This window comes from Arthrobacter sp. MMS24-T111 (genome assembly GCF_054888995.1).
On record NZ_JBTZRO010000001.1, the window covers coordinates 4,131,679 to 4,156,365 of the forward strand.

The 24,687-nt window shown below is 66.1% G+C and carries 22 protein-coding genes and 1 pseudogene; 13 read left to right on the forward strand and 10 right to left on the reverse strand.

Translation table 11 applies throughout. The features are described 5' to 3' along the window. Positions 1-112: 112 nt before the first annotated feature. Positions 113-2,227: a putative bifunctional diguanylate cyclase/phosphodiesterase gene (locus tag ACX5I6_RS19240; RefSeq protein ID WP_461841513.1), complete on the forward strand. Its 2,115-nt coding sequence runs from the start codon at positions 113-115 to the stop codon at positions 2,225-2,227. Positions 2,228-2,239: 12 nt separating this feature from the next. Here ACX5I6_RS19240 and ACX5I6_RS19245 read toward each other — a convergent pair whose 3' ends face one another. Then, positions 2,240-2,680 (reverse strand): hypothetical protein, encoded by a 441-nt coding sequence (locus ACX5I6_RS19245; protein WP_461841514.1) that lies wholly within the window; start codon positions 2,678-2,680, stop codon positions 2,240-2,242. A 220-nt stretch (positions 2,681-2,900) separates the two neighbouring features. Between ACX5I6_RS19245 and ACX5I6_RS19250 the strand changes: the two genes are divergently transcribed. Beyond that, a complete protein-coding gene (locus ACX5I6_RS19250) occupies positions 2,901-3,452 on the forward strand; it encodes a dihydrofolate reductase family protein (RefSeq protein WP_461841515.1) in 552 nt (183 codons plus the stop codon). Between the two features lies 1 nt (position 3,453). Here ACX5I6_RS19250 and ACX5I6_RS19255 read toward each other — a convergent pair whose 3' ends face one another. Together ACX5I6_RS19255 and mmuM are read right to left on the reverse strand one after the other, a co-directional pair. Then, positions 3,454-3,804, reverse strand: coding sequence for a DUF3846 domain-containing protein (locus ACX5I6_RS19255; RefSeq protein ID WP_461841516.1), 351 nt, complete (start codon positions 3,802-3,804; stop codon positions 3,454-3,456). An 87-nt stretch (positions 3,805-3,891) separates the two neighbouring features. Further along, positions 3,892-4,836, reverse strand: a complete 945-nt coding sequence (gene mmuM, locus ACX5I6_RS19260; RefSeq protein ID WP_461841517.1) for a homocysteine S-methyltransferase — start codon at positions 4,834-4,836, stop codon at positions 3,892-3,894. Positions 4,837-4,953: 117 nt separating this feature from the next. On the opposite strand from mmuM, the gene ACX5I6_RS19265 reads away from it, so the two are divergent. The 3 genes from ACX5I6_RS19265 to ACX5I6_RS19275 are packed head-to-tail and all read left to right on the forward strand — an operon-like array spanning position 4,954 to position 6,953. Further along, complete coding sequence (locus tag ACX5I6_RS19265) at positions 4,954-5,400, forward strand: hypothetical protein (protein ID WP_461841518.1); 447 nt, start codon at positions 4,954-4,956, stop codon at positions 5,398-5,400. Further along, entirely contained in the window at positions 5,397-6,146 is a 750-nt protein-coding gene (locus ACX5I6_RS19270; protein ID WP_461841519.1) for a cyclase family protein, read from the forward strand. Before ACX5I6_RS19265 ends, ACX5I6_RS19270 begins: the two co-directional genes overlap by 4 nt. Positions 6,147-6,176: 30 nt before the next feature. Continuing rightward, on the forward strand, positions 6,177-6,953 hold the full coding sequence (locus tag ACX5I6_RS19275) for an IclR family transcriptional regulator (RefSeq protein ID WP_461841520.1): 777 nt from the start codon (positions 6,177-6,179) through the stop codon (positions 6,951-6,953). A 15-nt stretch (positions 6,954-6,968) separates the two neighbouring features. Here ACX5I6_RS19275 and ACX5I6_RS19280 read toward each other — a convergent pair whose 3' ends face one another. Together ACX5I6_RS19280 and ACX5I6_RS19285 are read right to left on the reverse strand one after the other, a co-directional pair. Continuing rightward, positions 6,969-7,742 (reverse strand): IclR family transcriptional regulator, encoded by a 774-nt coding sequence (locus ACX5I6_RS19280; protein ID WP_461841521.1) that lies wholly within the window; start codon positions 7,740-7,742, stop codon positions 6,969-6,971. A 151-nt stretch (positions 7,743-7,893) separates the two neighbouring features. Next, positions 7,894-9,333 (reverse strand): amino acid permease, encoded by a 1,440-nt coding sequence (locus ACX5I6_RS19285; RefSeq protein ID WP_461841522.1) that lies wholly within the window; start codon positions 9,331-9,333, stop codon positions 7,894-7,896. 290 nt (positions 9,334-9,623) lie between these two features. Between ACX5I6_RS19285 and ACX5I6_RS19290 the strand changes: the two genes are divergently transcribed. The 3 genes from ACX5I6_RS19290 to ACX5I6_RS19300 are packed head-to-tail and all read left to right on the forward strand — an operon-like array spanning position 9,624 to position 13,552. After that, a complete protein-coding gene (locus ACX5I6_RS19290; protein ID WP_461841523.1) occupies positions 9,624-10,676 on the forward strand; it encodes a homoserine dehydrogenase in 1,053 nt (350 codons plus the stop codon). Beyond that, positions 10,669-12,084, forward strand: a complete 1,416-nt coding sequence (locus ACX5I6_RS19295; RefSeq protein ID WP_461841524.1) for an aldehyde dehydrogenase family protein — start codon at positions 10,669-10,671, stop codon at positions 12,082-12,084. The genes ACX5I6_RS19290 and ACX5I6_RS19295 overlap by 8 nt, the downstream gene beginning before the upstream one ends. 55 nt (positions 12,085-12,139) lie before the next feature. Continuing rightward, the gene (locus ACX5I6_RS19300) at positions 12,140-13,552 is read left to right on the forward strand and encodes an aspartate ammonia-lyase (protein WP_461841525.1); all 1,413 of its coding nucleotides are present in this window, start codon (positions 12,140-12,142) and stop codon (positions 13,550-13,552) included. Here the strand turns inward: ACX5I6_RS19300 and ACX5I6_RS19305 are convergent. Next, positions 13,549-14,010, reverse strand: a complete 462-nt coding sequence (locus ACX5I6_RS19305; RefSeq protein ID WP_461841526.1) for an Lrp/AsnC family transcriptional regulator — start codon at positions 14,008-14,010, stop codon at positions 13,549-13,551. The two genes, ACX5I6_RS19300 and ACX5I6_RS19305, sit on opposite strands and share 4 nt — an antisense overlap. A gap of 124 nt (positions 14,011-14,134) precedes the next feature. Between ACX5I6_RS19305 and ACX5I6_RS19310 the strand changes: the two genes are divergently transcribed. After that, complete coding sequence (locus ACX5I6_RS19310) at positions 14,135-14,821, forward strand: HAD hydrolase-like protein (RefSeq protein ID WP_461841527.1); 687 nt, start codon at positions 14,135-14,137, stop codon at positions 14,819-14,821. Between the two features lie 85 nt (positions 14,822-14,906). Next, positions 14,907-16,034 (forward strand): 23S rRNA (uracil(747)-C(5))-methyltransferase RlmC, encoded by a 1,128-nt coding sequence (rlmC, locus tag ACX5I6_RS19315; RefSeq protein ID WP_461841528.1) that lies wholly within the window; start codon positions 14,907-14,909, stop codon positions 16,032-16,034. 12 nt (positions 16,035-16,046) lie between these two features. On the opposite strand, the gene ACX5I6_RS19320 is transcribed toward rlmC, so the two are convergent. Next, a complete protein-coding gene (locus ACX5I6_RS19320) occupies positions 16,047-16,670 on the reverse strand; it encodes an FMN-binding negative transcriptional regulator (RefSeq protein ID WP_461841529.1) in 624 nt (207 codons plus the stop codon). A 16-nt stretch (positions 16,671-16,686) separates the two neighbouring features. After that, the gene (locus ACX5I6_RS19325) at positions 16,687-17,562 is read right to left on the reverse strand and encodes a DMT family transporter (protein WP_461841530.1); all 876 of its coding nucleotides are present in this window, start codon (positions 17,560-17,562) and stop codon (positions 16,687-16,689) included. A 52-nt stretch (positions 17,563-17,614) separates the two neighbouring features. Here ACX5I6_RS19325 and ACX5I6_RS19330 point away from each other — a divergent pair, with 52 nt between their 5' ends. The 3 genes from ACX5I6_RS19330 to ACX5I6_RS19340 all read left to right on the forward strand — a co-directional run bounded on the left by ACX5I6_RS19330 (position 17,615) and on the right by ACX5I6_RS19340 (position 21,967). Then, positions 17,615-19,123 (forward strand): aminotransferase-like domain-containing protein, encoded by a 1,509-nt coding sequence (locus tag ACX5I6_RS19330; RefSeq protein ID WP_461841531.1) that lies wholly within the window; start codon positions 17,615-17,617, stop codon positions 19,121-19,123. Positions 19,124-19,166: 43 nt separating this feature from the next. Next, positions 19,167-20,186: a DUF6454 family protein gene (locus tag ACX5I6_RS19335; RefSeq protein WP_461841532.1), complete on the forward strand. Its 1,020-nt coding sequence runs from the start codon at positions 19,167-19,169 to the stop codon at positions 20,184-20,186. A gap of 62 nt (positions 20,187-20,248) precedes the next feature. Then, entirely contained in the window at positions 20,249-21,967 is a 1,719-nt protein-coding gene (locus ACX5I6_RS19340) for a phospholipase C (protein ID WP_461841533.1), read from the forward strand. 73 nt (positions 21,968-22,040) lie between these two features. On the opposite strand, the gene ACX5I6_RS19345 is transcribed toward ACX5I6_RS19340, so the two are convergent. Both ACX5I6_RS19345 and ACX5I6_RS19350 read right to left on the reverse strand, forming a co-directional pair. Beyond that, the gene (locus ACX5I6_RS19345) at positions 22,041-23,603 is read right to left on the reverse strand and encodes a CehA/McbA family metallohydrolase (RefSeq protein WP_461841534.1); all 1,563 of its coding nucleotides are present in this window, start codon (positions 23,601-23,603) and stop codon (positions 22,041-22,043) included. 120 nt (positions 23,604-23,723) lie between these two features. Next, a pseudogene (locus tag ACX5I6_RS19350) lies at positions 23,724-24,547 on the reverse strand (SDR family NAD(P)-dependent oxidoreductase). Between the last annotated feature and the right edge of the window lie 140 nt (positions 24,548-24,687).

Below are 24,687 nucleotides of genomic sequence, written 5' to 3' on the forward strand. Positions count from 1 at the left end.
CAGTGAGCCGCCCAATTTGCGGATCTGCCCTTTATGATGGCCAAGGGGTGGTGTTATGACCGGTATTTCGGGCCGTGGCAATGATGTGGCATTACAAATTTTTGGCGCGGTCATGAATGCCAGTCCGGATGCCCTGCTGGCACTGGATACCGACGGCATGATTCTTTGCGCCAACGCTGCTGCGGCCCGGCTCTTCGGGTTGCCCCAGGAAGCGTTTGCCGGCCTGGACCACCGGCCCCTGATCGCCGAAGGATTCCGCGGTGAGGTGGAGAACCTGTTCCGGCAGCTCCTGGCCCACCCTGACCAACCGCAGCCGCCGCGTGAGATCGCGGGCCTCCGCAGTGATGGATCCGAGTTTCCCCTTGAGGTTGCCGCGGCCGTCTTTCCGGCGGGGCCGCTGTCCGATCCTGCCCTCATCCCCGCCGGGGGCACCGGCCCCGCCGGAGCACACCTGCTCCTCTCCGCCCGGGGCACAGCACACCGCCAAGCCGCCAACGACAACCTTCGCGAGGCCATGTCACTGCTCACGGCCACCTTGGAATCGACGGCGGACGGAATCCTGGTGATGGGCATCGATGGCAGTGTGGCCGGATTCAACGAGCAGTTCCTCACCATGTGGGGCATTCCGCCCGCCCTGCTGGAAGCGGACAGCGAGGAGCCGGCACTCCGGGTGGTGATGGCCCAGGTGGCCGACCCTGTTTCCTTCACGGCGCGGCTGAATGAAGTCCAGGAGGACCCGTCTGCGGAAAGCCACGACGTTGTGGAGCTGCTCGACGGGCGCACCTTTGAACGGTACTCACGACCGCAACGGGTCGGTGAGAAGATCGTGGGCCGGGTGTGGAGTTTCCGGGACGCGACGCCCCGGCGGAAGGCACAGGAGCAAGCCCACCAAGCTTTGAAGGACCTCGCGGAGCAGGCCGAAAAGCTTCGGGCCATGGCTTTCCAAGACCCCCTGACCGGGCTCGCCAACCGGGCCGTGTTCAACGAGGCCTTGGCCAACTCGCTCACGGAGCCACGGCTGAAGACGGTGGACGTCCTGCTCCTTGACCTGGACGACTTCAAGGAGGTCAATGACATCCTTGGCCATCAGGCCGGCGACGACATGCTGGTGGAGGTGGCGCGCCGGCTTCGCGGCTGTACACCCACGGCGGATGTGGTGGCACGCCTTGGCGGCGACGAATTCGTGGTGCTCCTGACAGCCTGTCCCGACCCTGACGAGATCGCGGCGTGCATTGTGCGGTGCCTGCACGTGCCGGTGACCATCGGCGGCACCGTGCTGCGTCCGAGCCTGAGCCTGGGGCTTGCCTCCCTGGGGCAGGACAGCGTGGGTCCCTCCGAACTGCTCAGGCACGCGGACATCGCCATGTACGCGGCCAAGGCCGCGGGCAAGAACCGGTTCCTGCGCTTCCACCCGGACATGATGCAGGCGCTGGTACAGCGGACGCACATGGAGAGCGGCCTGCAGTTGGCGGTTCCGCGCGGCGAGATCACGGTCGATTTCCAGCCGATCGTTTCGCACCGCATGGGGCAGGTGGTCCAGCTGGAGGCGCTGGCCCGGTGGGACCGCGGCGGTGAACGGGTGCCGCCGTCGATCTTTATTCCGCTCGCCGAGCGCACCGGCCTGATCAACGAGATCGGGGCCGAGGTGATGGCCAGCGGCATGGTGCAGCTGGCACGCTGGCTGAGCGAGGATCCTTCCCGGTCACTCGCCGTGAACGTCTCCGGCGTCCAACTGCAGGAGCCGGACTTCGCCGAGACAGTCCTCAAGCTCGCGGAAGCCAGCGGGGTGGCCCCCTACCAACTTGTCCTGGAGGTCACCGAAAGCGTCTTCTTCGACGCTGATGGCGACCTGATCGACCAGCTTGGGATCTTGCGCAACACCGGCGCCCGGGTGGCGCTGGACGACTTCGGCACCGGGTATTCCTCGCTTGGCCGGCTGCAGGACCTGCCCGTGGACACCGTCAAGATCGACAAAACCTTTGTCTCAATGGTGCGGACCGGAAACGAGCGGCTGCCGATCCTCAGCTCCATGATCAACATGGCCCACAGCCTGGGCCTGACCGTCACCGCGGAGGGGATCGAGACGGCCGCGCAGGCGGACTATCTGACCGCCTTGGAGTGTGACTCCCTTCAGGGCTACCTGTTCTCACTGCCCGAGCCGGGCGACAGGCTGATACCGGCCCTGCAGCACGCCGAAGAGGCGCTCAATGCTTTGAAAGGACGTTAAGGGCGGGAAGGCCTAGGCTGCTTCCCGGCCGGATTGCCGCGGCTTCTTTGCGGGCAGTGGCGGGCGTGACGCTTGCGCGGCAGCGGGAGAAGGCTTCACGGCATCTGCTTCCGCGGGGCCTGCAGGCATGGCTGAGGGCGCAGTAGTGGAGTCCGACAGTGCCTCACCGCTGAAGGTCTCCGCCTCGAATTCCGGGCGGGCTTCCGGAGCGGCGGCGCGGTTGCGGCGCCAGCGGCGGACCAGGTCGATGCCGGCAACCAGTCCGGCGACGGGGCTGAGGACCGCAGCGGAGTAGACGAACAGCAGCCAGGTCAGCGTGGTCAGCGGCGGCTGGTTGTTGTTCAGCAGCGACAGTCCGCCGAACAACCCCACCACCCAGAAGAGCAGCACGGCCGCCAGCACGGATCCGGCAGGGAAATACTGGTTGGTCACGATTTTCTTCAGGGTTTCCATGCACTTCCTCCTGCCTGGCCCGGGGACGGCGAAGGCCGTTCAAGACAAGTATGGGGCCCGGCCCGCGCGAAACTGCGCAAGACGCTACGGCGAGTGACCAAACTAACCCGGGCGCCCGGCGTCGTACGGATTCCGGGGCCGAATAAGCCCTGTAGAACCCTTCCGCCCGGCGCCTCCGGGCACATAGCGTAGGGCTGACCGCTCGATCAATGGAGGACCCATGCGCAAAGTCTCTGCCGGCCTGTTCCACTCAGTCGACGGGGTGGTGTCGGAACCGTTCAAGTTCCAGTTCGACAGCTTCGATGAGGAACTTGGCCGCGGGCTGACCCGGATGATGAACACCGTGGACACCGTGGTGCTGGGCCGTGTCAGCTACCAGGAGTGGGCGGGCTACTGGCCCAACGCCTCCGCCGACCAGGACTTTGCCGCCTTCATCAACCCCGTGGAGAAGTACGTGGCGTCGCGGACAATGGCAGGGCCGCTTGAGTGGGAGAACTCCCGGCTGATGGATGCGCCGCTGGAGGAATTCGTGGCGGCCCTGAAGGAGCGGGAAGGCGGTGAGATCGCCGTGTGCGGCAGCATCTCCGTGGTGCGCCAGCTGTTGTTTGCGGGGCTGCTGGATTCGCTTCAATTGATGACCCATCCGGTCATCGCGGGCACCGGCCGCCGCCTGTTTGAGGACGGCGACCCGCTGACCCGCCTGGAGCTGCAGGAGCAGTCCCGGACCAGCAAGGGGAACGTGCTCAGCACGTATGGCGTCCGCGCCCGCTAGGTCAGGCCGCCAGCGGCGCCCCGAACAGCTCCTCCGCGAGCCGGGGCAGGTGCTCCGGGACGTCCGCTTCGCTTCCGTGTTCGCCGCGGCCGAGGAAGACGGCGGTGCCGCGGATCCCGTCCAGGTCCAAACCGCATTCGTGCATGAGCTGGCCGGCGCGGAAATTCACCGGCAGCAGCATAGCCACGCTTTCGGCGTTCAGGTACACGTGCCAGTCGCCGCGGATCACGGATTCAAGCGGCCCTTCCACCAGGGACTCCAGGGCCGGCAGGTCCGCTCCCACCAGCTCCATGCGGATGGGCTCGGCGTTGTTGGCCGGTACAACGAGTGCTTGGTACGTTCTGCTGTCCATGATTGATCTCTCCACAGTTCTTAACATGCGGGGAGGGTGTGGTGTTCCCGACCGGGCGCCGGCCGGTGGACCGTGCGAGGAAGTCGACTACAAGGCGGCGACGGCGGCGATGTCACCCGGAGCGGTCCGGCAACAACCCCCAACGATCCGGGCACCCTGTTCACGCCAGGCAGGGACTCCTGCGGCGAGGTCCTGTGGCGCCCCGTCTTGCGCCCCGCCGGTTCCGGGCGCACCCCACGTCTTGGAGTCCGCGTGGTAGGTTTCGCCGGAATTCGGATAAGCCAGCAGGGGCTTGCGCGTGTATTGCCGCAAGGCTGCCAGTGCCGGAGCCACCAGGTGCAGGGGTACGCAATTGACCCCGACGGCGGCAACATGGGGGCGCCTATCGAGGAGCCTGGCCACGTCCGCCAGGGGTGTGCCGTCGCTGATGCTGGCGTCGTCGCGCAGCGTAAAGGAAAACCAGGACTCGACGCCGGCTTCCGCAGTGAGCGCCAGCAAGGCCTCCGCCTCGGCGAAGGAGGGCAGCGTTTCACAGGCCAGGAGGTCGACGCCGGACTGAACCAGGGCACTGATGCGGGGCCCGTGGAAAGCACGGAATTCCGCGGGGCTGAGGACGTAATCGCCGCGGTACTCAGACCCATCTGCGAGGTAGGCGCCGTACGGACCGACCGATCCCGCGATGAGCAGCGGACCGGAGTCAGGGTGGGTCACCATATGCTCCCGCCGGGCCTCATCCGCGAGCCGGACCGACAAGCCAACAAGGTCCAGGGCTTCCTCCCGGCCGATCCCCCGGGCAGCAAACCCTTGCGGCGTGGCCTGGTAGCTGGCGGTGGTGGCGATGTTGGCCCCGGCGGCGAAATAGTCCCGGTGCACGTCCCTGATGAGTTCGGGCTGCTCCAGGAGGACCTTGGCGGACCACAGCGGATCGTTCAAGTCGCAGCCGCGCGCTTCAAGTTCGGTGGCAAGGGCGCCATCGGAGACCAAGCGCGCGCCGCCCTCAAGTTCGGTGGCAAGGGAAAGACGGTGGGGCATCGCAACTCCGGTCGGTTTGTGCAGTTTTACTCATTATAGACAATTTCCCATGCTTGTAATGAATATCACTGTGTGTCACCATGACTGCATTGATGACCACCCCAAGAGGAGAATTTCGTGAGTGTGCACCTGAACAGCGTCCGTAAGCTGCGGGTCCATTGGCCCATCAGCGCAGAAACCTTCAGCCGCATTGCAGCCGGAAACGCTGACGCGGTCCAGCAGGATGCAGGGCTGGCAGAGCTCCTGAAGGCCGTTGAACAGTTTCCCGACCTTGGTGATTTCGGGAACTACAAGCACGTCTTCGAATCTGGAATCGGGTTCGAGGGATTCTCCTGCGGCGAGGGGGCGACTCCCACCCTCGGCCAGGTTGGCGAGCAGACGCTTTCGCCCACGTTCGTCTTCACCACCTATTTTGATTCCGCCTTGGACGATGCCGTCCTGGAGCGCGCCATGCAGGAACTGGTGGCCATCCACCCGTGGGAACTGCCCGTCATCGAGGTGAGCGGTCCGCTCAGCGTTGCCGGCGGCCTGCACCGCAATACTCCTTCAAAGGCGGCGTCATGACCCTCACCACCACCGCCGCCTGGCCGGCACTGCAGTCCGCGCTGGCAGGCAGGACGTTTACGGACCTCACCCACGCCTTCCACCCGGGCCAGCCCCGTTTCGCCGCTTTTCCGGACGAAAGCCGGGAGGCGCTTTTCGATCTTGAAAAGGGCGACGGATTTACGGCCCACCGGTATTCGATCGTTGGGCAATGGGGAACGCATGTGGACCCTCCGTCCCACTTCATCCGCGGCGGCCGCACCCTGGACCGGATTCCGGTCCAGGACATGATCCTGCCCCTTGTTGTGCTGGACATCAGCCGGCGCGTTGAGGAAGATCCTGATGCAACTCCTGCCCTGGAGGATCTGCGGGCGTGGGAGGACCGGAACGGAACGGTACCTGCAGGATCTTTTGTCGCCCTGAGGACCGGATGGAGCCGGCGGTGGCCGGACAGCGACGCCATGGCCAACAGGGATGCCGAAGGCGTGAGCCATACCCCCGGCTGGTCCCGGGAGGTGCTTTCCTTCCTTATCGAGGAACGTTCGGTCTCGGCTGTGGGGCATGAGCAGACGGATACGGACCCCGGGGCGGCAACATCCAGGGGAGACTTCAGCTTGGAAACCTATATCCTCGCCCAGGACCGCTGGCAAATAGAGCTGCTGGCGGACCTGACCGGGCTCCCGGAGTCCGGGGCCGTGGTGGTGGCCAGCTGGGCAAAGCCACGTGAAGGCAGCGGCTTTCCCGCCCGCGTCTTTGCCATCTCCTGACCTCCGCCAAGGGTCATCTAGACTCGGACCATGTTGAGGACTACAAGCATGGGGCGGGGAATCATGGCAGTCCTGGCCGCCGGGGAGCGCCACGCGCACGGCCTCCCCGGCGGCACGGTGGCCGAGATCGCCGCGGACCTCGGCAAAGACCGCAGCCAGGTCTCCAGGAGCCTGCGGACAGCGGAGCAGGAGGGTTTCCTGCAGCGGACGCCCCAGCGCACTTTTGCCTTGGACTGGGGTGTCTTGACGGATGCCCATCTGCTGACCCGCCGTCGGCTGCATTCGGACGGGGCAGCGGCGTTGGAGCACCTTGCGGGCCAGACCGACGAGGGGTGTTTCCTGGGGGTCCTCAGCGGCAACAGCACTGTGACTGTGGGGGAAAGCATCCCCGCCAGCAGCAGAATGGTGGGGTCCTGGCTGGGCCGGCCCTACCCTGCCTACTGCAGTGACGCCGGTCAGGCGCTTTTTTGGGAAACCTCCGATGACGCAGTCCGTACGATCTTCGCGGGGGTAACTTTCCAACAGCACGGCCCCAACACTCCGGGCAACGTTGAGGAATTCCTGGAGCGCCTGAGGGCGGCACGCCTGCGCGGTTATTCAGTCGTCGACGAGGAAGCTGAACCGGGGCTCTACTCCCTGGCGGTGCCCGTGAGGGATTTCAGTGGTGGAGTCGTGGCCGCGCTGCAGGTGGTTGGGCTGAAAAGCCGCATCGAACCCAAGCAAGCCGAACATGCAAAGGCGCTCCGAAGCGAAGGTGAATGGCTTGAAGCCATGCTCGGAGGGCATTCGGCGAACCACCATCCCTAGGCCCTGCGGACGGCATTACTGGCGGACAGGGACACGGCCGGATCCGAGCCTGCCCGCGGCCCCGGCGAGGATATCCGCCACTTCCCCGGCCCGGCCGTCAACATCGGCACGGCCACCCAGCACACTGAGTGACGCCAGGATGCCGCCCTCCGGACCGCGGATGGGTACGGCCACTTCAGTGATGCCATGCTCGAACTCTTCGGCCGCTACGACGTAACCCCGGGGCCTGTCCCTGGCCATCAACTCCCAGGCCTCCGCGCTGGAATGCGGACGTCCGGGGCCTCCGACCCCTACGAAGTTCACGTCGGCAAGCAACGCCTCAAAACCTCGCCGCCTATGGTCCCACAGCAGGGCCCGCCCCGCTCCCGTGCACCAGACGGGGGTGACCATGCCAGGCTGGACGAAGCTGCCGGCCTGCGAATCGTTGCTGGAGGCCAGCAGCAGGATGGCCCGGTAACCGTCACGGACGGATACCCGGGCACGCAGCCCCGTGGAGGCCACCAGGGTCTCGAGTTCCGCTCCGGCGTCCCTTACCCAACCGGTGTTGAGCGTGGCGGCAAGGCTGAAGAAGGCGCTTCCCACCCGGAACGGGCCCCGCTCGCGCCGCTCAAGCAGGCCAAGATCGCAGAGCTCCTGCGTCAGGCGGGAGACGCGGCTCTGGTCCATATCCAGTTCGGCGGCCAGTTGCGAGACGCCTAATAGCTGCTTGCCGGTTTTTTCCCGGTCAACCACCAGGCGCACGATCCGCAGCCCCTGCGCCAGGGAAGACGCCTCCGGGGAGTTATCCACGCTTACTGCTCCTTCCGACCGGCAACCACCCTATCCTCACACGGGAGTGGCTTTCACGGCCCCAAAGCAACACCGGGCCCCGCCCAACAGGCGGGGCCCGGTGCAGATGTGGTTCAGCCGTCCTCATCAGGCCCCAATGCGGCCTTTTGTGCTAGTCCGCCCTGACCGCCCGGGACTTCCGTCCATACCTGAAGTGGAAATAGCCGTAGCAGGCGGCAACAAAAGGGACGCCAAAGTACAGGGCCGCGACTTGGGCCGGGTCCAAAGCGATGCCGACGAGGGAAAGGACGCAGAGGGAAAACGCCAGGACCGGCACCACCGGAAAGAGCGGGGCACGGTATGGCAACGTGGAAACGTCACCGCCGTTCCGGACGAAAGACCGTCGATGGAAGAAATGCGAGGCTGTGATGGACATCCACACTCCCACCACGGCGAAGCCCGCAACCGAGACGAGCGCCAGGTAGACGGACTCCGGGGCGACCACGCTGCTGATGAGTGAGGCCAGGCCGCCGAGCATGCTCACCGAGAGTGCGATCATGGGTATGCCGCGCCCCGTCAACCTCTTCAGCGCCTGCGGTGCGTGGCCTTCATCGGCGAGGGAATAGAGCATCCTGGCGCATGAGAACAAGCCGCTGTTGCCGGCAGACAACAGCGCCGTAATGATGACGAAGTTCATCAGGTCTGCGGCGAACGGGACGCCGGTAGCCGTGAACACTGTAACGAAGGGGCTCTCATCCAGCCCAACTTCCTGGTACGGAATGGTGGCCGCAATAACGGCGATGGCACCCACGAAGAACACCAGGAGTCGGATAACCGTGCTGCGCATCGCCTTGGGGATGCTCGTGGCGGGGTCCTTCGTCTCGCCCGCGGCCACACCAATCAGCTCGGAGCCGGAAAAGGCGTAAAAGACGGCGAGCGCGGTCACGAGGACGCCGGTGAACCCATTGGGAAACAGCCCGCCGTCGGTGTTGAAATTCTCGAACAGGAAAGGATGGGTGCCGGATTCGCTCAGCGGATGGAAGCCCAGAAGGGCTGCCCCGCCAAGGACGATGAGCGCAATGATGGCCCCTACCTTGATGATGGCGAACCAGAATTCCGACTCTCCGAAGAACTTGGACGACACCGCGTTGAGTCCGAACAGCGTGGCGGCGAACACGAGGCACCAAACCCACACGTCAACGCCGGGGAACCACCGCTGCATCAGCAAGCCCGAGGCGGTGAACTCGGATCCGATGGCAACGGCCCAGCACAGCCAGTAGAGCCAGGCCGTGGCGAATCCGGTGGCGGGACCGATGGACCGTGCGGCATAGATATGGAAAGCACCGGACACCGGGTACGCAATGGCGAGCTCACCCAGGCAGGCCATGACCAAATAGACCACGAAGGCGCCCACCAGGTAGGCGAGCACGGCGCCCAGGGGGCCGGCCTGGGAAATGGTGTATCCCGAGCTGAGGAACAGGCCTGAACCGATCACGCCGCCCATGGCGATCATGACCAGGTGCCGGGGTCCCATGGAGCGGCGCAGGCCCGACTCTGTGGCCGGTGGTGCACCAGGCTCCGGCTTGAGGGTTAGGGGGGTCGAAGATTCCAAGAGATGCCTCCAGTGGGGAACGGTGGGAAGGAAGGACGGCCGCGGTTCGATGGCCTGTCCAAAAGGAGCTGGTAGCGCGTCGACAGTGACGAAAGTAACACGAAAAGGAAGTTTTAGTCATCAAAATCATATGAAAATGCGAATGTTGCACGCACGTGGTCATGACGCCGTATGTCGATGTGGTTCTCAAATGGTCGATGTGGCCGCCCGATAGTGCGTTTGGGCATATCCCGACGGACGGTGGCCGGGGCCACGATGGGAACACCAAACCACCACATCAAAGGAGCACCATGACCACCTACGACATTGCACTGATCGGCTTCGGCGGCGTCAACCGAACGCTCGCCGAACTGATCGCAACCCGGGGCGATGACCTCAGCCGTGAATTGGGCTTTGGCCTGCGGGTTGTGGCCATCACGGACCTTCGGCTCGGTTCCCTGGTCCGGGACGGCGGAATCGACATGGACATGGCCCTGCGGATAAACCCGGCGGACGAGACCTTCGCAGCGCACGGAGGATCCGCCGACCCGGACAACGAGCGTGTCATCAGGACGTGTTCCGCTGACATCGTTTGCGAGGCGACCTTCACCAACCCCGCAACCGGGGAACCGGCCGCTTCGCATGTGCGGTGGGCCCTCGAAGCGGGGAAGAGTGTCTGCACCACCAACAAGGGCCCTGTTGCCCTGCACGGTGCCGAACTCACCGGACTTGCACAGCGGAACGGGTTGCATTTCGAATTCGAAGGCGCCGTGATGAGCGGGACCCCCGTCATCCGCTTCGCCAAAAAACTGTTTCCCGGGCTGACCCTCAACGGGTTCGAGGGCATCCTCAACGGCACGAGCAACTATGTCCTGGGCCGGATGGAAGAAGGCCTCGGGTTCGAGGAGGCTGTCCGGGAAGCCCAAGAGCGTGGGTATGCCGAGGCGGATCCCACGGCCGACATCGACGGCTATGACGTCCAGCTCAAAGTCCTGATCCTGGCGAACGAACTGCTCGGCGCGGACCTTCGGCTGGCGGACGTTGAGCGCCAAGGTATCTCGTCCCTGACCCCGGAGGACCTCAGCAGCGCAAGGAACGAGGGCCGCCGCTGGAAACTCGTGGGTTCGGCGCGGAGGAACCAGGACGGAACCGTCAGCGCCTCGGTTGCCCCCGCGGCCCTCCCCCTGGACCACGGCCTCGCGGGAGTGTCCGGCGCGAATAACGCCGTCTCGTTCAATACAAACCTCCTCGGTCCAGTTACCGTTTCAGGGCCAGGAGCCGGACGGGTTGAGACTGCGTTCGCCCTCCTGTCGGACATCATCGCCATGCACGGTGCGCGGAACCAGGTGGCTGCAGATGCGTGAATCGATGATTGCACCCCTTGCGGCTGAATCAGGCGTCTTCCGCGACGTTGTGAGCCCCTACGATGGCCGGGTGGTGGGGACAGTCGCCATGGCCCAACCGGAATCCGTGGACGCGATTGTCGCGTCGGCCCGGGCCGGTGCGCGGCAGGCGCGGGCGATGTCGCGCCATGCCCGGGGAAGAATCCTGGACAGCGCCGCCTCGAAGATCGAGGAACGGCGCACGCAATTTGCCCGGATCATCACGGCGGAGAGCGGAAAGACGATCCGCCAGGCACGCAAGGAGGTGTTGCGCGCAGTCAACACCCTGCGCCTCTCCGCGGCTGAGGCCCGCCGCAACGCCGGCGAGATAATTCCTTTCGATTCCTACGAGGGCTCGGAGGACCGCACGGGTTGGTTCTCCCGCGAACCCCTGGGGATCATCGCGGCCATAACGCCCTACAACGACCCCCTGAACCTGGTGGTGCACAAAGTAGGCCCCGCCATCGCAGGAGGAAACGCCGTCATCCTCAAGCCATCCGCCCTGACGCCTTTGTGCGCGGAACTGCTGGCGGAGGTCCTTTCCGAAGCCGGCCTGCCGCCGGGGGTGCTTAGTGTGGTCCACGGGGACAGGGGCGTTGCGGAGGCGATCGTGGCAAACCGCGGGATCCGCATGGTGTCCTTCACGGGCGGGTTTTCCACCGGGGAAGCCATCGCCAGGACCGCAGGCCTGAAGAAGCTCTCCATGGATCTTGGTGGGAATGCCCCGGTGATCATCATGGATGACGCCGACATCGACGCTGCCGTGCAGGCCTGTGTCTCGGGAGCTTTTTGGGCGGCGGGCCAGAACTGCGTGGGTGTGCAGCGCATCCTTGTAGCCGAATCCCGCTACCAGGAATTCCGCCGCGACTTCCTGCGCGCGACGGCGCAACTCGTAACCGGGGACCCGGACGACGAAGCAACCGACATGGGGCCGATGATCACCGGCGCAGCCGTGGACCAGCTCACGGCAAAGATAGAAACGTCCGTCGCCGCCGGGGCTGCCGTCCTCGCGGGAAACACCAGGGCTGGCAACGTCTTCCAGCCCACGGTCCTGGAGAAAGTCAGCCCGGCCAGCCGGCTCTGGATGGAGGAGGTTTTCGGGCCGGTGGCCATGCTCCAGCCGTTTTCAACCTTTGACGAAGCGCTGGAGATGGCCAACGCCGTGGACTTCAGCCTCCATGCCGGAATCTTCACGCGGTCGCTGGAAACAGCGCTGCAGGCGGCGTCCCGCCTCGAGGCGGGCGGCGTCATGGTCAACGACTCGTCGGACTACCGCTTCGACGGCATGCCGTTCGGGGGATCCAAGTACGGCAGCATGGGCCGCGAAGGCGTGCGTTTCGCCTACGAGGAGATGACCCAGCCCAAGGTTGTCTGCATCAAGCGCCCATGACGGAGCGGACCTGCCGTTCCCAAAAACCACAAGATCCTTCCCCGCGAAAGAAACCATGGAATATCGCATCGAGACGGACACACTAGGGCCCGTCGCCGTCCCGGCGGCCGCCTATTGGGGAGCCCACACCGCTCGGGCCCTGCAAAACTTCGCCATCACAGGCATCCCCGTATCCACCCATCCGCACCTTGTTCGGGCTCTGGCGATGGTCAAGAGCGCCGCTGCCCGCGCCAACGGAGAACTCGGCGTGCTCTCACAGGACAAGGTCCGTGCAATCCGGCAAGCCTGCCAGGAGATCCTGGCCGGACAGCATCACGGGCAGTTCTGCGTGGACGTCATCCAGGGTGGGGCCGGCACCAGCACCAATATGAATGCAAACGAGGTCATCGCCAACCTGGCGCTGGAGAAGTTGGGCCATGGCCGCGGCGACTACGGGCACCTGCATCCGATTGACCACGTCAACAAGTGCCAGTCAACCAATGACACCTATCCCACGGCCCTCCGGCTGGCGCTGGCCGCCGGTGCGCTGGAACTGGCAGGGGAATTGGAACAGCTTGCGGCCGCGGCCCTGGCCAAGGGAACCCAGTTCAGCGGCGTGGTGAAGATTGGGCGCACCCAACTGCAGGACGCCGTCCCCATGACACTGGGGCAGGAGTTCCGCGCCTTCGGCACCACTGTCCGGGAGGACTGCGCCCGGATCCTGGAATCCGTTGACCTGATGCTCGAATGCAACCTCGGCGGGACGGCTGTGGGGACCGGCATCACAGCCGAAGACGGATTCCAGCAGCGGGCGTTGGCCGCCCTCGCGGAAATCTCGGGCCTTCCGGTCCGTGCCGCCGGCGATCTGTTCCAGGCCACCTGGGACGTCGGCGCCTTCATGCACTTGTCCGGAATATTGAAACGCGCTGCGATACGACTCTCAAAGATCTGCAGCGATCTGCGGTTGCTGGCGAGCGGGCCGCAAAACGGACTCGGCGAATTATCCCTGCCGGCGCGCCAGGCCGGTTCTTCCATCATGCCCGGCAAGGTGAATCCGGTCATTCCGGAGGCCGTCAACCAGATCGCCTTTGCCGTGGCCGGAGCGGACACCACGGTGACAATGGCTGCGGATAACGGGCAGTTGCAACTCAACGCCTTCGAACCCGTGATGGCCCATGTCCTGCTGCAGTCCATTGGCTGGCTGGGAGCGGGCGCTGCGAGCCTGCGCACCCTCTGCATCGATGGAATTGAAGCCAACACCCAGTTGCTTCGGACACGCACCGAAGCATCTGCCGGCATCGCCACAGCCTTGGTACCAAGCATCGGATACGCGGCCGCTGCGGCGGTGGCAAAGGAGGCACTCCGGAGCGGGGAAGCCGTGGTGGACATCGTGGCCGGGAAGGAACTGATGGACCTTGCATCGGCCAAGTCCGTGGTGGATGCTGCCATGGCCGGAGGTGGCACCCGGATGCCCGGTTCCGTTGGCTAGTCCGGCAGCACTCCTGCGCCGCGCCGGACATAGTTGGACAGGGTCATTGCCGTTACCGTGTCCGTTACACCGGGCGTGGCCGCAATCTGCTCCCAGATCTCCTGGATCCGTTCAAGCGAACGCGCTTCTACGCGCACCAGGAGGTCGAAGTCGCCACTGACCACATCGCACAGAACCACTTCCGGGATCGACTGCAGCACCGCAATGACGTCGGCCCCGCGAACCCTGTCCTTCCGGTAGACCATCAGGAAGGCCGAAACTGTGCCCTGTCCCGGAGCGCCGGCCACTACGGTATAGCCCTGGATATAGCCCTGCCGTTCCATTCGGTCGATCCGTTGCCGGACAGCGTTGCGGGAGAGCATCACCTTCGCTGCCAGCTCCGCATGACTGATGCGGGCGTTGCGCGTCAGTTCCGCCAGGATGCTCTGATCGATCCGATCAAGACTAGCCCGATCCATGTCCACCCTTCACCGTATGAACTCCCAACAGCAGACACGAGTCGGCCCGGCTCCAGAATGAAAGCACTAAGAGATGATACTTCGGCACCAGAGCCTCCAACGCCCCACGGCAGCCTACGGTTGCGTGCTGTTCGACATGGACGGGACGCTCCTCGATTCGGCACCGGGTGTCACGGCCAGCGCCGCCCTTGCCTTGGCTGCCGTGGGGGCGCCGGTTCCAGCGCCTGCAGGGCTGCTCCGCCTGGTAGGGCCGCCCATGCTTGAATCCTTCAGGGAGATACTGGGACACGATGAAGTCCTCGCCCGGCGGGCCCTCACCCATTACCGGCAAGCCTATGCGGACGCCGGCGCGAACCAGTCGGTTCCGTATCCGGGCGTCCGGGAAATGCTGGAACAACTGCGCTTTGCCGGCATACCGATGGCGGTGGCGACGTCCAAGGCCGAAGACCAGGCAGTCCGGATGGCCCGCCGTTTTGGGCTGGACCATTACTTCACCACCATTTGTGGTGCGTCGGACCTGGACGCGAGGTGGAGCAAGGCGGATGTTATCGCCGAAGCGCTCGGCAGGCTGGAGGCTGCAAAGGTGGACCTCGCCGCCCCGCTCATGGTGGGTGACCGCAGCTACGACGTTGCCGGAGCCACAATCCACGGCATTCCCGCGGTGTTCGCAAGCTGGGGTTACGGCTGCTCGGGAGAAGAGGAAGGAGCCAGCCTCGTGGCCGCCTCCCCGGCCGTAGTGCTCGCTGCGGTCATGGGCCCGGCCGGAAGTACCGGCCCGAAGGCACGGCGCATACCGCTTCCCCGCCAGTAAAAATACGACGGCGGCACTGAGCCAAGTGCCGCCGTCGTCCGTGCACTTCGAGGCTGCGAAAGGCAGCGGGTAAACTTGTCCGGTCATGGACTGCTCCTATTTCGATGCCGGCGCCTGCCGTTCCTGCACCCACATGGGCATGCCCTACGGCGAGCAGCTGGCCGGCAAGCAACGCCACTGCCAGGGCCTCCTCGCCGGTCACGCCGGACTTGAATGGCTGCCGCCGGTGGCCAGCCGGGAGTCCGGCTTCCGCAACAAGGCCAAGATGGTGATCGGCGGAACGGCACAGAACCCCACCATCGGAATCCTCGACGCAGACGGCCACGGCGTGGACCTGCGCCGGTGCGGCGTCTGCTCCCCCGGCCTGCTGGCCTGCTTCCCGGCCCTGGCGAACATCATCCGCCGGATCCGGCTGACGCCCTACGATGTGCCGCGCCGCACCGGCGAACTCAAGCACGTGATTATCACCGAATCCCCCGACGGCGAGGTCATGCTCCGCCTGGTCCTGCGCTCCGAACAGGTGGTGCCGCGGATCCGCAAACACCTGCCGGAACTGCTGGCGGCGCTGCCCCAGGTGAAAGTGGTGTCGGTCAACCTGCATCCGGAGCACAAGGCCGTCCTGGAAGGTGACCGGGAGATCCTGTTGACCGGCCAGGAAACCCTGGCCATGCGGGTCAACGACGTCACCCTGCACCTGCGCCCGCAGAGCTTCTTCCAGACCAACAGCGAGATGGCCGCGGCGTTGTACCGGCAGGGCCGCGAGTGGGTTAACCAGCTCGCGCCCGCATCCGTCTGGGACCTTTACTGCGGGGTAGGCGGTTTCGCCCTGCATTGCGCCGCCCCGGCCCGCACCGTCACCGGCATTGAAACCAGCAGCGAGGCAATCGTGTCCGCCCGGCTCAGCAGCGGGGAGGCAGGCCTGGAGGGAATGGAGTTCCAGGCCGGCGACGCCACCGCCTTCGCCTTGGCTGCTGAGGAGTCGCCGGACCTGGTGATTGTGAACCCGCCCCGCCGCGGCATCGGCACGGAACTGTGCGGCTGGCTGGAAGCCTCGGACGTGCAGCACGTGGTGTACTCCAGCTGCAATGCACAGTCGCTGGCCCGCGACCTGGCGAACCTTCCGTCCTTCACGGCGCGGCGGGCGCGGGTTTTGGACATGTTCCCGCAGACCACGCATTACGAGGTGATGGTGCTGCTGGAACGTGCCGCTTAGGGCCCTTAAGCGTCAGTTTCGGCGCGCGCGTTCGACGGCGGCCGCGCCGGCTTCGCGCCCCTCGGCCCGAAGGCCTGCCGCTACCCCGGCGGCATCGGCGTCGGACCGGTTTTGGCTCATCTTTTCCTTCGCCTGGATCCGGCTGACCAGCAATTCCACGCCGACAACCGCCCGCAGCTGCCCGGCGATGAACTTCTCCGGGGCGTCGTCCACGGCCCAAGGGCGCTCCCGGCCGTCCTCGTGCAGGCCGGTCAGGTGCCGGACGTGCCGTGCCAGCCAGCCGGCGTCGTCATGGATCACTAATTCGCCGTAGACATGCAGCGTGGTGTAGTTCCAGGTGGGCACCACGCGCCCGTGCTCGGCCTTGGCGGCGTACCATGACGGCGAGATGTAGTCGTCGGGGCCCTGGATGATGGCCAGCGCTTCGCCAGTGGGCAGGGTGGCCCACTGCGGGTTGTTCCGCGCCATGTGCGCCTGCAGGGAACCGTGCGCCCCCACGCCGGGGTTGTAGGCAAAGGGCAGCAGCGTTGCCAGCAGGCCCTGGTCCGTCATGGTGATGAGGTTGGCGGCGCCGGGCTTTGCCAGCAAACTGTGGACCGTTTCGGCCGCGGCGGCGAAGTGCGCGGGAATGTACATGGGTGCTCCTTTTCGGTTAGCGGTCGGGACGGTTAAGGCGGACGCGGACGGCCGCGGCGGCGCAGAGGATGACGGCAAGGGCGCCCAGGATGGTGGTCCAGGTGAGTGCCTCCCCCAGCAGCAGCGCCGCCCAACCAATGCTGAGGACCGGTTGCAGCAGCTGGATCTGGCTGACCTGCGCCATGGGCCCGATGGCCAGCCCGCGGTACCAGGCGACGAAACCCAGGAACATGCTGACCACTGCCAGGTAGCCGAAGGCCGCCCACTGGACGGGAGTGGCCGACGGCGGCTGGCTGAGGACGGAGGCAACGGCCAGGACCAGCATGGCCGGGGCGGCGAGGACCAGTGCCCAGGCGATGGTTTGCCACGACCCGAGTTCGCGGGCCAGCAGTCCCCCTTCGGCGTATCCGACGGCGGCGCAGGCCACCGCACCCAGCAGCAGCAGGTCTGCCCACTGCAGGTGCCCCACTCCCCCGGACTGCAGGAAGGCGAAGGCGATCGCCGCCAGCGAGCCAAGCGCCATGACCACCCAGAAGGCGGCGGCCGGCCGCTCGCCGGTGCGGAGCACGGCTGCCGTCGCCGTCGCCGCCGGCAGGAGGGCGATGACGACGGCACCGTGCCCGGCGGGAACCGCGGTGAGAGCATAGGACGTCAGTAGCGGGAAGCCCGCGACGACGCCCCCGGCCACGAGGGCAAGGCGCAGCCAGGTGCTGCGCCGGGGCAGCCGCTGCCGGGTCAAGGCAAGCGCTGCGGCGGCGAGGAGTGCGGCGACGACGGCACGGCCTGAGCCGATGAACAGTGGCGGGATCCCGGCAACGGCCACACGGGTGAAGGGCACGGTGAAGGAAAACGCCGCCACGCCAAGGAGTCCCCACCACACTCCGGCCGACATTCCCAGCGGTATCGCTGGGCGCTCAAGGACAGTAGCGCTACTATAATCTTTCATGACCAACGATAGCAGTTCGCGCATCACTGCGGCACTCCGTCAGTGGATCAGCAGTGCGGCTCCCGGCGCGCGGCTGCCGTCCACCCGGGAGTTGGTGGCCGAACACCAGGCAAGCCCCGTGACGGTGCAGAAAGCCCTGCAGGCCCTTGCCGCCCAGGAACTGATTGAAAGCCGGCCCGGCGTCGGGACCTTCGTCCGTGCGGTCAGGACAGCCCGGCCGTCCGACTACGCCTGGCAGACCGCAGCACTGCGGTCCCCGTCCTCGCCGCTGCCGTCGTCGTCGAGCACCATGCGCAACGTGCCCGGCGATGCCATCTGGCTGCATTCGGGATACCCGGACCGGGAACTGCTCCCCGAACGGCTGGTGCGGGCAGCCCTGGCCCGCGCTGCCCGCGGAGATGCCGCGTTGTCGCGCCCGCCCGCCGCCGGCATGCCGGAGCTGCAGCAATGGTTCGCCCGCGAACTGGGGCAGGCCACACCGGTAGGGGTCACCCCGCCTACGCCCAATGACGTCATCGTGCTGCCGGGAAGCCAGAGCGGCCTCAGCTCCATCTTCCGCGCCCTCGTGGGCGCCGGTCAGCCGATGCTCATCGAATCGCCGTCGTACTGGGGCGCCATCCTGGCCGCCACACAGACCGGGGTGCGCCTGGTGCCGGTCCCCACCGGGCCGGACGGACCCGACCCCGCGGACGTGGACCGCGCCTTCGCCGAGACCGGGGCCCGTGCCTTCTACGTGCAGCCCAACTATGCCAACCCCACCGGCACGCAGTGGGCGGCGGGACGCGGCGGCGACATCCTGGACGTGGCCCGCCGGCACGGCGCGTTCCTGGTGGAGGACGACTGGGCGCACGACTTCGGCATCACTTCCGATCCCGTGCCACTGGCCACCCGGGATGATTCCGGCCACGTGGTGTACATCCGGTCGCTGACCAAGAGCGTCTCCACTGCCATCCGCATCGCGGCAGTCATTGCCCGGGGTCCGGCGCGGGAACGCATCCTCGGCCAGCGTGCGGCGGAATCCATGTACGTCAGCGGGCTCCTTCAGGCCGCAGCCCTGGATGTGGTCACGCAGCCCGGCTGGCAGACACACCTGCGCAGCCTCCGCCAGCAGCTCCAGTCGCGCCGGGACCTGCTGGCCACCAGCCTCGGCGAACACGTCCCGCGGGCCCACATCGACAACCTGCCCCGCGGCGGATTGAACCTGTGGGTGCGCCTGCCCGATGGCACGGACCTCCCGCGGCTGGCGCGCGACTGCGAAGATGCCGGCGTCATCATCGCTGCCGGCACGGAGTGGTTCCCGGCGGAGCCCGCCGGGGCCTTCATCAGGCTGAACTTTTCGGGCCCCAACCCGGGCGCGTATCCGGACGGCGCACGCGTCATCGGCGAGGCGCTGGCCCGGCAGGACCGCAAAGGGCTTCCGTGGCCTCCTGACGGAAACGCGTCAACCGGACAGTCCGGCGACAACGGCAGTTCACCGGGGCGCCATGCCTGGTTCATTACCCATTAGTAACTTGAGAGCTCCTGTTGAGACCCCAACCTTAAGAGGCCCCATGAGCTCCACTCCCACGCGACGTGCCCTCACCGTGGCCGCGTCCCTGCTCGTTGCAGCCTGCGCGGCCGCCGGTACGGCGGCCGCACAAGCGGACACCCGGAACAACGGCGGCAGCCCCGCTTCCGGGACCCACCACGAAACAAACACCGACCTGGCGGACGCCTTCGACTCCGTCAGCCGGACCACAGCCTGGCAGCAAACGTCCAAACTGAAACTGAAGTTCCCCACGTACCACACCGAGGGAATCGCCTACAGCCAGGACCACATCTTCCTCTCCGCCGTCCAGATCCTCGAACCCACGGTCAAGTACCCCGCCCCGCAGGACGGCTACGACCGCACACCGGGCAAGGGCATCGGCCACCTGTTCGTCATGGACAAGGCAGGCAACCTGCAAAAGGACATCACCCTGGGCGAAGGCGACATGTACCATCCGGGCGGCATCGATTTCGATGGCACCAACGTCTGGGTGCCGGTAGCCCAATACCGGCCGGACAGCAGCGCCATCATCTACAAGGTTGATGCGGAGACCCTGGACGTCCACAAGCAGTTCGAGGTCAAGGACCACTTCGGCGGCATCGTACTGGACAAACAGACGGGCCACCTGGTCGGGAACACCTGGGGCTCCCGGCGGTTCGCGGAGTGGGACCTGCAGGGCAAGGAATTGTCCACGTGGCAAAACCCGAACTACTTCATCGATTACCAGGACTGCCAGTACATCCCCAACGCCAAAATGCTCTGCGCAGGAGTCACCAACCTCCCGCAAACCCCGCCGGCCGGCGGGACCGCAGCCACCTACGAACTTGGCGGCATGGCGATGATCGACCTGAAGTCCCATGAGGTGACCCGTGAGGTCCCGTTCCAGAAGTGGTCCACCGCAGGGCACGTGGCCACCCGCAACCCGTTCAAAATGACCGCCAACGGCGGGCACCTGACCATGACGGTGGCCCCCGACAACGGCGATGAGGGCAACGGCACCGAAATCCTCACCTACGAAGCCGACGCCACCCCCGCAAAGTAGCACTCTCCCGCAACCGCCGCAGGCCGCGGCGGTGCACCCACCAGGAATGATTGGATAACCCCATGCCTTATACGGCACCCAGATTCACCAGGAAGAGCGTCACCGCCGCCACCGGTGCGGCCGCCTTGGCGGCCACCGCCCTGACGGCCGGGCTGGTCGGCTTCGGCGCCGCCCCGGCGAGCGCCGGCACCCACAACGACACGGCGACGCCGATCAAGCACGTCGTGGTGCTCTTCCAGGAGAACGTTTCGTTCGACCACTACTTCGCCACCTACCCCAACGCGGCCAACACCCCCGGCGAAACCCAGCAGGGCTCCGGTGCCCCGGCGGCTAAATTCACCGCGTCCACGGACACGCCCAAGGACATCAACACCCTGGCCAATGCAGGACTGCTGGCACCGAAGAACCCCAATTCGGTCCAGCCCTCGCGGCTGTCCCCGATGCAGGCCGTTACGTGCGACCAGGACCACGGCTACAAAGCCGAACAGAACGCCTACAACGGCGGGGCGATGGACAAGTTCGTCCAGTTCACCAGCCGTGACGCGTGCGGGACCAACCAGTACGGACGCCCCGGCCTGACCATGGACTACTACGACGGGAACACCGTCACCGGAATGTGGAACTACGCCCAGAACTACGCGATGAGCGACAACCACTTCAGCACCGTCTTCGGCCCCTCGACTCCGGGCGCGCTCAACCTGATCTCGGGCCAAACCCACGGCGTCAAGGAATACAACGCCGCCGGGGCGCCCGTGGCCACGCCGGCCGCCGGGAGCAGCGCCGTCCGCCAGCCGGACGCCAACGGCGTGGGCACCGTGATCAACGACCCCGACCCTGTCTACGACGACTGCTCCAACAGCAGCCATGCCAAGGCCAACAACCTGGCGGGCATGACCGGCCGGAACATCGGCGACCTGCTCAACGCCCAGGGAACATCCTGGGGCTGGTTCCAGGGCGGCTTCGCCCCCACCACCGCGGCCACCGGCAGCGCTCCCGCATCCTGCATGGCCGCCCACACCAACGCCGCCGGCGCCTCCGTGGTGGACTACTCCCCGCACCACCAGCCGTTCCAGTACTACGCCTCCACCGCCAACCCGCACCACCTTCCGCCCGCTTCGGACGCGGAAATCGGGCACAACGGCCAGGCCAACCACCAGTACGACCTCGCCGACTTCAGCAAGGTGGTGGACAGCGACAACATGCCTGCCGTGTCCTTCCTGAAGGCCTCCGAGTTCCAGGACGGCCACGCGGCGTACTCGGATCCGGTGGACGAGCAGAACTTCATCACCAAGACCGTCAACCAGATCCAGCAGTCCAAGAACTGGGACAACACCGCCGTCGTGCTCGCGTATGACGACTCGGACGGCTGGTACGACCACGTCGCCGCCCAGCCGAAGAACGCTTCCACCAGATCCGACGACGCCGCATGGTGCTTGAATGCCGCAGCGAACGGCGTCCCGGTGGCAGGGGGCTACGCCGACCGGTGCGGCCCCGGACCCCGCCAGCCGCTGGTGGTCATCTCCCCTTATGCGAAGAAGAACTTCGTGGACCACACCGAGACGGACCAGGCCTCCATCCTGCGGTTCATCGAGGACAACTGGCACACCGGCCAGATCGGTGACTCCTCGGCCGACGCGACGGCAGGATCCGTGGACGCGATGTTCAACTTCCACCACGAGCGCAACGACAAGGTGCTGCTGGACGAACAGTCCGGCGCCGTCACCTCCATCAGCCACAATGGCAACGTCCAGGGCGGCGGAGCGGACAACTCCGGCCACTGACCGTCCTCAAGGCAAACACCTGGGGCCGGGCTGCGAATTTCGCGGCCCGGCCCCAGGTGTTTGCGGGTAATGCCTATTTTCCGCCGAGGAAGATCGGGTTGGTCAGCGCGGCCATCGGGCCAAGCAGCAGCGTCGTGCCCATGTTGGTGCCGTTGCTGGCACTGCCGTCTGCCATGGGGTGGCGCACTTCGGCCCTGACGTAGGCGGAGAGCTGCGCGGTGGTGACCCAGGTATGGGTTCCTTGGCCCGAAGCCGGCAGGGTGACCTGCTGGGTCTGTCCTTCGTCGGTGATGATCCGGATAACGCCATTGGGGACGCCGGTGACATCGATGCTGACCGTCACCGGCGAGTCGGCCTTAACGTCCAGCCGCTCCCCGACCCCTGCCTTCCGCCCGCCGGCGGACACGGTGAAGTCCAGGGAGATGGCGGCGGACTCGGCGATCCAGCTGCGCCCGTGGCGGATGCCCTCCAGGACAGCGTCATGGGAGAGCGCTGCGGCGTTGACCACATTGTGCGGAAGGCCGATGACCTGGGGTTCGCTGTGCGCGTCGCTGTTGCCCATGGCCGGGACCCAGCGGCCGCCGGTGCGGACGGAGTGGGCCAGCATGGAATCCCACGTGTTGATGGCGTACTCGTCATCGGCGGTCCACGGACCCGTCCACACTTCGACGGCATCCGCGTCGTCATAGCCAAACTTCCAGCGGCAGGCGACGTACGGGCAGTAGGGGTGCGCCGGCACCACCAGGCCGCCGGAGGCATGGATATGCTGTGCCTCCTGTTCGAAGCCCTTGTCCCGGGCCCGGTAGCGCCAGTCGATCCAGTCTCCGGGTTCGATCCCCAGGGCCAGGTAGTGTCCGTTGCGGGTGGTGACTTCCTCACCGGTAAGGATGAGCAGGTCGTCACCGGCCAAGGGGCCCCAGACGCCATGGGAAGCCGGGGTGTTGTGGTCGGTGCTGATCATGAAATCGAGCTTCGCTGCGCGTGCGCCGGCCGCAACCTCGGCGGGGGTGCGCTTGCCGTCCGAGTAGATGGTGTGCAGGTGCGCGTCACCCCGGTACCAGGCCGCGCCCCGGCCGGTGACCTGCTTTGGCGGGTACTGCGGACGGAAAGCCGCTCCGTCCGCACCGTATTCGAGCGTGACGTTGACGGTGTAGTCCATTCCCTGCTCTGCCACCTGGTAGGGGCCCAAGGCGATGTTCCAGGTGCCTTTGCCGACCGGCCCCGGAAGGTAGCCGGGGGTCGCTTCGGCCGCGCTGATGAAGAACTCCGTCCGGAATCCGCCCGACCAGCCACGGAACCCCTTGCCGGCAAGGTCGGTGCCCTTTTCGTCAAAGACGCCGATGTCGCAGGCGTTGGACAGCAGCCCGGGGGTGACCGTGGGCTTGCTGTAACTGTAGGAGACGCTGATCTTGTTGACCCCGGCCGGGACCTGCACCGGGAGGTACACAAAGTCGGCGGCACCCGGATCCAGGTGGCCGGTGATGGTCTGGGTCTTGCTGGTGCCCGCATCCGCGGCGGCGAATGACATGGGGGCCAGCGATACGGCGGCGCCGGCCAACGCTGCTGCCAGGAATCCGCGGCGGGAAGGGGACAGGGAACTACTTTCGCCCTCGTGGGCTTTGCATGGTGAACTCACCAAGAGAGCCTCGCGACAGCGGGTGAACGGGCGCCGACGGTCCGGACAACCACGCCTGAACCGGAGGGGTTATTTGGGAGCTTCCTCGCAGATCTCCGGCCCCCGTGCCCGTGGCATGGATCAGGCGGCGGCTTTGACCAGCTCTTCGCTCTTCTCCCACAGCCCGCGGGCCAGGTCGGCGTCGTACGCCTGGCGGTTGGCTTTGGCCAAGGCCCGCTTGGCGTAATAGGCGCCGGAAATCCAGTCGGTGCCGGCCGTCCCGTTGATGAGCCACAGCATGGTGTCGGCACCTTGGTCCGGGCTGAGCATGAAGCGGTTGGCCACGCTCTTGTACAAGTGCCGGAACGGGCTGTTGGAACCCGCCGCGAAGTTGGTGCGGACCACGCCCGGGTGGAAGGCCGCCGTCGTGATCCCCCGGTCGTGGAAGCGGCGGTGGAGTCGGACGTGAAAAGGATGTTGGCGAGCTTGCCGGTGCCGTAGGCGCGGAAGGTGCGGTATCCGTGCTCGGCGTTGAGGTCGAACAGGTCCACTTTGCCGGAGAAGTTGGCGGCGCTGGCGGTGTTGATGATCTTCGCTTGGCTGGCGGCCAGCGTGTCCATCAGGGAGGTGGTGAGCAGGAACGGCGCCAGGTGGTTGACCTGGAATGTCAGCTCGTTGCCGTCCACGGTGAGCGTGCGCTTTCCCATCATGCCGCCGGCGTTGTTGGCCAGGACGTCGATGTGCGGGTAGGTGGAGCGCAGGGTGTCGGCGAGGGCACGGACCTGGGCCAGGTCGGCGAAGTCGGCGACGTGGTGGTCTGCGCCGATTTCTGCGGCCAGGGCGCGGGTCTTCTCCGCAGACCGGCCGACGACGACCACCCGCTCCCCTGCCTTGGCCAGCGTCCTGGCGGCTGCCGCGCCGATGCCGTCGCTGGCGCCGGTGATCACGATGGTGCGAGGAGTCAAGGGGTGTCCTTCGGTCGGCGGGCGGCGCACCGGGAGGGCACACCAAGGGAAACAACGACGGCGGGGCGCCAGGTGTTCCCAGCAGCGCATGGATTTTGACCCACATCGGCTACCCACATTTGCCAAACCCAGGCCCTTGC

Bases quoted from the DNA above. Each gene is read 5' to 3' on its own strand.
- ACX5I6_RS19335 (WP_461841532.1), top strand. From the start codon at position 19,167: ATGAGCTCCACTCCCACGCGACGTGCCCTCACCGTGGCCGCGTCCCTG.
- ACX5I6_RS19270 (WP_461841519.1), top strand. From the start codon at position 5,397: ATGACCCTCACCACCACCGCCGCCTGGCCGGCACTGCAGTCCGCGCTG.
- ACX5I6_RS19250 (WP_461841515.1), top strand. From the start codon at position 2,901: ATGCGCAAAGTCTCTGCCGGCCTGTTCCACTCAGTCGACGGGGTGGTG.
- ACX5I6_RS19305 (WP_461841526.1), bottom strand. From the start codon at position 14,010: ATGGATCGGGCTAGTCTTGATCGGATCGATCAGAGCATCCTGGCGGAA.
- rlmC (WP_461841528.1), top strand. From the start codon at position 14,907: ATGGACTGCTCCTATTTCGATGCCGGCGCCTGCCGTTCCTGCACCCAC.
- ACX5I6_RS19320 (WP_461841529.1), bottom strand. From the start codon at position 16,670: ATGTACATTCCCGCGCACTTCGCCGCCGCGGCCGAAACGGTCCACAGT.
- ACX5I6_RS19330 (WP_461841531.1), top strand. From the start codon at position 17,615: ATGACCAACGATAGCAGTTCGCGCATCACTGCGGCACTCCGTCAGTGG.
- ACX5I6_RS19240 (WP_461841513.1), top strand. From the start codon at position 113: ATGAATGCCAGTCCGGATGCCCTGCTGGCACTGGATACCGACGGCATG.
- ACX5I6_RS19290 (WP_461841523.1), top strand. From the start codon at position 9,624: ATGACCACCTACGACATTGCACTGATCGGCTTCGGCGGCGTCAACCGA.
- ACX5I6_RS19295 (WP_461841524.1), top strand. From the start codon at position 10,669: ATGCGTGAATCGATGATTGCACCCCTTGCGGCTGAATCAGGCGTCTTC.
- ACX5I6_RS19245 (WP_461841514.1), bottom strand. From the start codon at position 2,680: ATGGAAACCCTGAAGAAAATCGTGACCAACCAGTATTTCCCTGCCGGA.
- mmuM (WP_461841517.1), bottom strand. From the start codon at position 4,836: ATGCCCCACCGTCTTTCCCTTGCCACCGAACTTGAGGGCGGCGCGCGC.
- ACX5I6_RS19255 (WP_461841516.1), bottom strand. From the start codon at position 3,804: ATGGACAGCAGAACGTACCAAGCACTCGTTGTACCGGCCAACAACGCC.
- ACX5I6_RS19325 (WP_461841530.1), bottom strand. From the start codon at position 17,562: ATGTCGGCCGGAGTGTGGTGGGGACTCCTTGGCGTGGCGGCGTTTTCC.
- ACX5I6_RS19300 (WP_461841525.1), top strand. From the start codon at position 12,140: ATGGAATATCGCATCGAGACGGACACACTAGGGCCCGTCGCCGTCCCG.
- ACX5I6_RS19340 (WP_461841533.1), top strand. From the start codon at position 20,249: ATGCCTTATACGGCACCCAGATTCACCAGGAAGAGCGTCACCGCCGCC.
- ACX5I6_RS19275 (WP_461841520.1), top strand. From the start codon at position 6,177: ATGTTGAGGACTACAAGCATGGGGCGGGGAATCATGGCAGTCCTGGCC.